1 protein-coding gene is annotated in these 700 nt (G+C 67.3%); it reads right to left on the reverse strand.

The window, feature by feature from the left end:
• Positions 1–700: Mu transposase domain-containing protein (locus tag IE209_RS33655; protein WP_444544361.1), on the reverse strand; the 700-nt coding region annotated here is incomplete at both ends.

Below are 700 nucleotides of genomic sequence, written 5' to 3' on the forward strand. Positions count from 1 at the left end.
GTGCACCGGCACTGCGGCCAGCACTTGCGTCATCACGCGGTCGCCGCCGGTGTGACGCAGCAGGTGCCGCTGCAGCGTCTGCAGCACATCGGGCATGGTCTTGAACGGGGCGCCGTTGCGCAGCGCGCCGGGCTTGGTCTCCACCAGCGCGATGTAGTGCTGCCAGTCGTAAAAGGTCAGATCGCGCTCGAAGCTGCGGGCATGGCGCGCGACCTGCACGCCGTCGGCGACGAGTTCCAGGTGCTCGGGGTACACGCGCAGACTCAGGATCGCGTTCACGTGCCGCGTGGGCACGCTGTAACGGTTGCGCTGGAAGTGGATCAGCCCCGTGGCCGACACGCGCACCTGGTGCTCCACGTAGCCGTTGAAGGGCTTGGGACAGGGCATCAGCCGGGCCTGCTCGTCCTGCCAGACCTCGGCCACGGTCAACGCCGGCCACTCAGGGTGGTGGTTCTCCTCCCAGCATTGCCGGCAGCGTTGGGCCAGCCAATCGTTCAGGCTTGCCAGGTCAGTCCAGCGGCGCTCGGCCGCCTCGCGCCAGACCTGCCGACGCCGGTCCTGCACGTTCTTCTCGACGATGCCTTTCTCCCAGCCGGAGGCGGGATTGCAGAACTCGGCATCGAACAGGTAGTGCGAACACATGGCCTGGAAGCGGATGTTGACGCTACGCAGCTTGCCCACGCCGACCTTGTCCACGGCC

It is taken from the genome of Pseudorhodoferax aquiterrae (genome assembly GCF_014652235.1).
Lineage (GTDB): Bacteria > Pseudomonadota > Gammaproteobacteria > Burkholderiales > Burkholderiaceae_C > Pseudorhodoferax > Pseudorhodoferax aquiterrae.